The sequence below is a fragment of the Polaribacter sp. PL03 genome (assembly GCF_033875165.1).
In the GTDB taxonomy this organism is placed as follows: domain Bacteria; phylum Bacteroidota; class Bacteroidia; order Flavobacteriales; family Flavobacteriaceae; genus Polaribacter.
This window is the reverse complement of sequence record NZ_JAWZSV010000012.1, coordinates 1-6,739: the sequence shown is the minus strand read 5'-3', so window position 1 is coordinate 6,739 and position 6,739 is coordinate 1. Positions and strand designations below refer to the sequence as shown.

The window sequence follows — 6,739 nt, the reverse complement described above, 5'->3', positions numbered from 1 at the left end:
TTTAAAAAATCTAACGAGCGAGAGAGTGTTCCACAAATATTCAGTTTTTTTGTTTTTCAGAGTTTCAATTCCGCATTTTTGGATTTTTGAGCAATGAAATATAACGTTGTTGTATAAGAATAGTTGCGGGTTTGTATGCGAGGATTTTCCGAAGGAAAATCAGACGTTACAAACACGCAACGACCTTTGATTAAGCACTAAGCCGCAATTATTTTTATACGGTGTTCTACGCAGTTTTTTATTCCGCTTATTTTTATTTCAGTTTTTCAATTCCGTAAATCTGCTAAATTCCGCAAGGATAAATTCTGTTTTTTAGTTCAGTTTTGCGCAACATTTATAAATTCCGCTTGAGTAATAATTCAGCAAGAGTAAATTCAGCATTCTGTTCCGATTTGGAATATATTATTCAGTCGTTTTTAATTCCGCTCTGTTAAAATTCGGTTGGAATTTTCTTTTTTCCTTGGTTACAAACTTTTTTCTCAATTGAAAATAAAAGATTGAGCCTAAAACTGGAAAAAACAAAACAGCTAATAGCCATATTGTATTCATATTTCGGTTTTTAAATCTCGACCTTGTAATGTCCATAATTGCCCAAAACCATAATATAATGGTTAAAATCACAAATCCGATAATCAATGTTGTTTCCATAGTTTTATATTTTTACTTAATTTTCATTTCAGCACAATGTTTGTCTCAAATTGCGTAGAACGTTGTTGTATATGATTTGTTGCGTGTTTCGAGCAACTAATTTAGTAAATAATTACCGACCACGAAAGTCCGCGAGGACTTTCGTAAGTAGGCGAGAAGCCAGCAATAAATTATATACGGTGTTAGCCACTGGCTTTTATTCATTCTGATTAATATCATTTAACCAACGACTGTCAATTTTTAATATTTTGAAAGGCAATTCTTGGTTTTTTACAAATACAAATACTCTTGAAAATAATTCAGCTTTTAAATTAATAGCTGCTTGACTGTCAAAACTCTGTTCTTTCCACATTTCAATTATTCTTGAAGGTAAATAAAACCCAAATTCAACTTGTTGATTTACATTTAATTTCCAAAAATCTAATGTTCTTCTATGATAATGAAATCGAGCTGTCATAACTGAATTTCTATTTGAAATATAATCCACTCCATTATCGTTATTAGAAATCAAGAATAGCAAATCTCCACTTTCCAATAGTCCAATCAAAACTCTATTTTCAAATTCAATTATAGAGTCGTAAATGTTTTTAAATATAGAGTCAGTTTCTGTTAAAAAAGATGTTGCATTTTCGTTATCATTTCCTTTTAAAAACTCGTACAAATCATTGAGTTGTTGTTCTGTATATCGTTGTAAATAAGTTGGTGTGATTTGATGGAAACTATCACAAATAGCTGCTGGTAAAAACCAACGTAATGAAATCAAAGGAATTTTATTATTAGCTGCAAATTCAAAAGCTGGTTTTGTAAAGTCTTCTACCGAAGCTACTCCAACTTGATAATTAAATCTTTGTCTATTATCGATTGCTAATGGACTTCTTTTATTATTTTGTCTTTCTTTTAAGTGTTTTCGAGTTACAATCTCAAATTCATTAATATCATATCTTAAACCAAGTGCATTTCTAATAATTGTTAATCCAACTTTTTTATTATATGCTTTGCATTCAAAATTTAAACGATATGGATAAGAAAAAGGCATTTGAATTGGCGGATTCATTAGTACATCAGCATCGTGAGCAGCACCTTTCCCATTAATCATTGTTAAACCTCCTCTTTTATAAATTAGAAGTCCATCTGGTTTCACTTTCGTAAATCCACAATTAAGAAGAATTCTTCTAACTGTATATTCTAATAAGCTACCTTTTAAATTTGATGCAGTCATTTTTTTTTGCTTGTGGCTAACGTTGTTGTGTAATGAAAGTTGCGATTTTTGTGAACGGCTATTTTCCGCAGGAAAATTGTTGTTTGCAAAAAAGCAACTGCTTTTAATTAAGCACTAATTTAGCAATTTTTTTTACACGGTGTTAGCTGTAGTTTTTTTCTCATTTCAAATTTTCTTTCTATAGTATTCTCTTCTTGTGAATCTAACATAATTTTTAACATTTTTTCTAATTCAATAAATTCAAATTCGACCATTTTAAAAGCTATTTTCTTAAAATAAAAACCTGAAATAGCGTGATACATTGCAATAGTTTGAATAGGTATTAAAATTCCACTTTCATATGTGTTTCCGTGAACAATTGTTTCATCACTTCTTTGAACATAACTGTAAAGAAGAGTTTTGTATGAGTTATGTGAGAATTTTGAAATATCAATATATTTTTTTCGCTCTTGTTCAAACTTTTCTACACCTTCTTTACTTTTAATATAATCTCGATATTCTCTGTGAGGAATCATTTCGTTATTAAACCACTTTTCAACTTTCCTTTTTGATTTTTCAGATTTACTATTAAAAAATACTCCGAGGTCAATAGATTCGTCAATTGTTCTTAATAAATGGGCAGTAACCCTATGTGATTGACTTTTCAAAGATTGTACAATTTCAAAAGCAGAATCTAAAGCATTTATAGCTAACATATAAATTGCTTTTTCAGAAGTCTTTTCATTAAGTTTAAAGGAATATTCAGTTATTAAATATTTTCTTAATTCTTTGATTAATTTTTCAGATTCATTCCTAAATTGTTCTTGAGCTTCATATTCATATGGATTGTCCATTGCTTCTTGTGGATCTCTATTCCATATAAAATTTCTCATTATAATTTATTTTTCAGGTTTGAGTGATTAATTACAGCTAACGTTAAATGTATAGAATGTGCGGTTTTAACAGCGAAGATTTTCCGTAGGGAAAATCAGAAGTTAGTAAACAATCCTTTACATTGGTTAAGCCTAAAATAAGCATTTTTTATACATATTGTTAGCGAACGTTACATTTCTTTTTTTTAACGTATTTATCTTAAATAAAAATTAATAGGTATCATAGTTTTATGATATTTAGTAAATCCGATTTGTAATACTATTTATTAACAAAGGAAATCCTTTCCAACAATTTTATCTATTTATTAAATCCGATTTGTATTATTATTTATGCTTGAGTTAAGTCCGCTATATTTATAGTTATTTAGTAACGCGCTCAATCAGATATACAGTTGTTTTAAACGCTTATTAAAAATGTTAAAGCAAAATACGCTACAACAGTTTTGTCTGCTTATTAAATCCGATTTGTATTATTATTTATGCGCGAGTTAAATCCGATATATTTATAATTATTTAGTAATGCGCTCAATCCGATATACAGTTTGTAAACCCTTATTAAAAGTGGTGTTTAAAAGTTTTACCTCTCACTTTTAATCTAATTGCGGGTAGTTTTTTATCTTTTTCAGTACCGCGATTAATGTTCGCTAACGTTTGTGTATAAGAAAAGTTGCGTTTTTGTCAGCGAGGAATTTCCGAAGGAAATTCAGAAGTTGGCAAAAATGCAACTGCCTTTAATTAAGCATTAGTTTAGCAATTTTTTTTATACGTTGTTGCCAATAGTGCTTTTTTTCTTTCCGTAATTTTCCGCTTAATTAAATTTTCGTAATTTATTTTTTCAGTTTGTGTGAATTCGTCAGTTTTAAATACCACAAACTTGTTCAAATTCAGATTAAATTTTTCCAGTTGACTGTGAGTCAGACGCAATTTTACAATAATTTTTTTATCAAATTCCGAACACAAATTAATTTAAGTCATTTTTATTTTATGGATTTCTCATTTTTTAATTTTTGCATACCTACAATGATAAGTCCAATTATAACTATCATCATTCCAAAAGACATCATTCCATAACCAATCCAAGTGTATTTTTCATTGTTATTAACTCCATAGAGCATAAATCCAAGCCCAAAACATTGAATCATAACTCCAACTATTCCAGCAACTATAATATTTTTTTTCATTTTATTTCTATTATTTATTAATTTTTAATTTTGTTTAATGTTTTTCAAAATCAAAATTCCGCAAACTTGCTTTCGCATTATTGGCAACGTTTTGGTATAAAAATTTTTGCGATTTAAAAATGCGGCAAATTTTCCACCGGAAAATTAGAAGTATTTTTAAAAAAGCAAAAAGCTTTGATAAGGCATAAATTTAAGCAATTTTTTTTATACGGTGTTGTAATTTTGTTGTGAAACATTTGAGTAAATACATTTTAATTCCATTTTCAACTTTTCAGCATTTGAGTAAATTCCGACATTTTTTAGGTAAAACACTTTTTCTAAAAAAAAAAGCGAAAAAATTCCGCAAATTTGGTTTTGTGTTTGAGTAAATTCAAAGTTTTTCAATTCCGCAATTTTGGAATTCCATTTCAATATTTGTGCGAGTAAAAATTCCGCAAACTTTATTAATTCAGAATTTTCACAAACTTGCTAAATTCCGCAATTTTGAAAAATTTTGACGAGCGAGAGAGTGTTCCACAAATTTTCAGTTTTCTTAAATTTAAAAGTAAAGAAATTCAATATTTCCCACGTTTCAATTCAGCGTTTTGATTTTTCTGAGCAATGAATTACAACGTGTATGTGTAAGGAATGTTGCGTTTTTGTGAACGAGGAATTTCGGCAGAAATTCAGAAGTTGGCAAAAAAAGCGACAAGTTTTAGTTTATGCTAAATATAGCAATATTTTTTACACGGTGTTGTAAAACGTTTTTTTTTTTCAGCCATTTGCTTAAATTATTAAAACTGTATTCCAATTCCTATACCATATGCCTCATGGTAAGTAATATCTCTAGGTTTTTCATTTTTTAATAAGGATTTTTTCAACTTATAAGAATCGTTATCCCAAAAAATATTGAAGTTTAGATGTAGGTCATCATCTTTTTTAATAGGAAATTCTAAACCAAATCGAGCGTTTCCGTAACCTGATGAATTTTCTATTTTTCCAAATATTCCTATACTTTTAGCAGTCATAAAATAAAAATTTGCAGACTCATAATTCTTAAAATAATATCGAAGTAATCCTCCGATTTTTAATCCGGTTAAACTTCCTTGACTTTGATGCTGTATTCCACTTATTATTCCAAAGGTTAGTTTTTTAAAAAGGGGATAATTAATAGAATAGAAAGACGCAAAAGATAATCTGCTAGTTAATATAGTTTCACCATTTTCAAATTGATAGTATATTCTTTGAGGTAAAGAAGTTTCAATTCCAAAAGTTTGAATTAATTTTGGAGGTAATTCATTAAAGTTTTTTTCATTTTTAGAAATCTCATTTCCTGTTTTTATGGCGTCATAAATACTTATTTGACTAAAACATGAGCTACTAATAGTTATTACAAAAATAAAAATATATCTATATTTCATTTTTAATTTTATTTTTTAATTATTAAGAATTATTCCGTTCTTGTTTTTAATGTTTTGCAACGTTTTTGTATAAGGTTAGTTGCGTGTTTTAAGCAGTAAATTTAGTAAATAAAACACGAACCAAGAAAGTCCGTTTGGACTTTCGTAAGTAAGCGATTTGCCAGCAATTAATTTTATACGGTGTTACAGCACGTATTTATTTTTCAAAACGTTTTTCGAAGCAATTTTCGCCTCGTTCACATATCCGCTTTTTTCATCCGCAATACTTTTCAATTCCGATTCTGTTTTTGATTGAAATTTTACTTCATAATTTTTAATCAGATTTCCGTTTTCCGCATTTTTTTCCACCAAGTCATTTTTATTCAGTTTCTTTTCAGGAAATAATTTATTCAACATTTCCTTATTCAAAGTCAAGAAAATAATGAATAAAGTCATAAATATTGGGTTGAATTTAATTGGTCCAATTCCGAAAGATATGTTTGAGTAATAAATGTCTATTAGATTTATAATTCCGACAATTAAAGTCAGTCCGAATATATAAACATATAATTTTTTGTTTTTAAAGTACAGAAATAATGAAATTCCGACGAGTCCAATTCCCACGTAATGCTTAAAATTCAAAACGTATTCCGTAAACAATGTAATTCCGATTGAAATTATTAGAATAATTACTGAAATCAGAAGTGGAATTATGTCTTTACGGATGGTTTTTCTCATATGTGCTGTAACGTTTATGTATAAGAATAGTTGCGGGTTTGTATGCGAGGATTTTCCGTAGGAAAATCAGACGTTACAAACACGCAACGACCTTTGATTAAGCATTAAAACCGCAATTATTTTTATACGGTGTTAGGCAACGTTTTTTTATTCAGTTAGTGTGATTTTCACTCCGTTCAATTTAATTCCGTTTTTCAATTCGGTTTTATTTATTTCGTAATAAGGTTCCCATTTTTTTAAAATCAGTTCGTTTTCATTTGTCCAACCAACTATTTTAAATCCATCTGGAATGAGTCCGTTTTCAAGGTCAGATTTGTTTTCTTTATTTTCGATAACTGACCAAAAAACTCTTGAGTATCCAAATCCGCCGTTGTCAAATTGATATTCGTAATATTTGTGTTTTTTATTCGGTGAAATAGATTTCGAGATAAGAACGAAACTGGCGTCTTTTAGAGAATGTTCAGAATGAAACGCTTCCGCAACTTTGTCAAAATCCGAGTTAATTTTTATTCCGATTCCAACAATTCCAATTAGAACAATTCCGACTATTATTAATATCCATTTTTTCATTCAGTTCGCGGTTTTGTATTATACTGATATAGGTTGACCTTTTTTTAGGTTAATTTATACCGTTCAAACTTTTTTTTTAGTCGTTTAGAAGGCAAAAAATATTTTGAACTAGTTTTGTTTTTAAATTGTTAG

The 6,739-nt window shown here is 28.6% G+C and carries 7 protein-coding genes; all 7 read right to left on the bottom strand.

All coding sequences use genetic code 11. The features are described 5' to 3' along the window. Nucleotides 1-402 precede the first annotated feature (402 nt). The 7 genes from SHK09_RS15020 to SHK09_RS14990 all read right to left on the bottom strand — a co-directional run bounded on the left by SHK09_RS15020 (nucleotide 403) and on the right by SHK09_RS14990 (nucleotide 6,607). Nucleotides 403-648: a PLD nuclease N-terminal domain-containing protein gene (locus SHK09_RS15020; RefSeq protein ID WP_319811607.1), complete on the bottom strand. Its 246-nt coding sequence runs from the start codon at nucleotides 646-648 to the stop codon at nucleotides 403-405. 196 nt (nucleotides 649-844) lie between these two features. After that, complete coding sequence (locus tag SHK09_RS15015; protein ID WP_319811606.1) at nucleotides 845-1,867, bottom strand: hypothetical protein; 1,023 nt, start codon at nucleotides 1,865-1,867, stop codon at nucleotides 845-847. 119 nt (nucleotides 1,868-1,986) lie between these two features. After that, nucleotides 1,987-2,739 carry a hypothetical protein gene (locus SHK09_RS15010; RefSeq protein ID WP_319811605.1) on the bottom strand — a complete coding sequence of 251 codons (753 nt, stop codon included), beginning with the start codon at nucleotides 2,737-2,739 and terminating at the stop codon, nucleotides 1,987-1,989. Nucleotides 2,740-3,716: 977 nt separating this feature from the next. Then, nucleotides 3,717-3,920, bottom strand: coding sequence for a hypothetical protein (locus SHK09_RS15005; protein WP_319811604.1), 204 nt, complete (start codon nucleotides 3,918-3,920; stop codon nucleotides 3,717-3,719). A 773-nt stretch (nucleotides 3,921-4,693) separates the two neighbouring features. Then, nucleotides 4,694-5,320 (bottom strand): hypothetical protein, encoded by a 627-nt coding sequence (locus tag SHK09_RS15000; RefSeq protein ID WP_319811603.1) that lies wholly within the window; start codon nucleotides 5,318-5,320, stop codon nucleotides 4,694-4,696. 183 nt (nucleotides 5,321-5,503) lie between these two features. Then, entirely contained in the window at nucleotides 5,504-5,755 is a 252-nt protein-coding gene (locus tag SHK09_RS14995; RefSeq protein WP_319811602.1) for a hypothetical protein, read from the bottom strand. Nucleotides 5,756-6,184: 429 nt separating this feature from the next. Continuing rightward, entirely contained in the window at nucleotides 6,185-6,607 is a 423-nt protein-coding gene (locus tag SHK09_RS14990; RefSeq protein WP_319811601.1) for a hypothetical protein, read from the bottom strand. Nucleotides 6,608-6,739 lie beyond the last annotated feature (132 nt).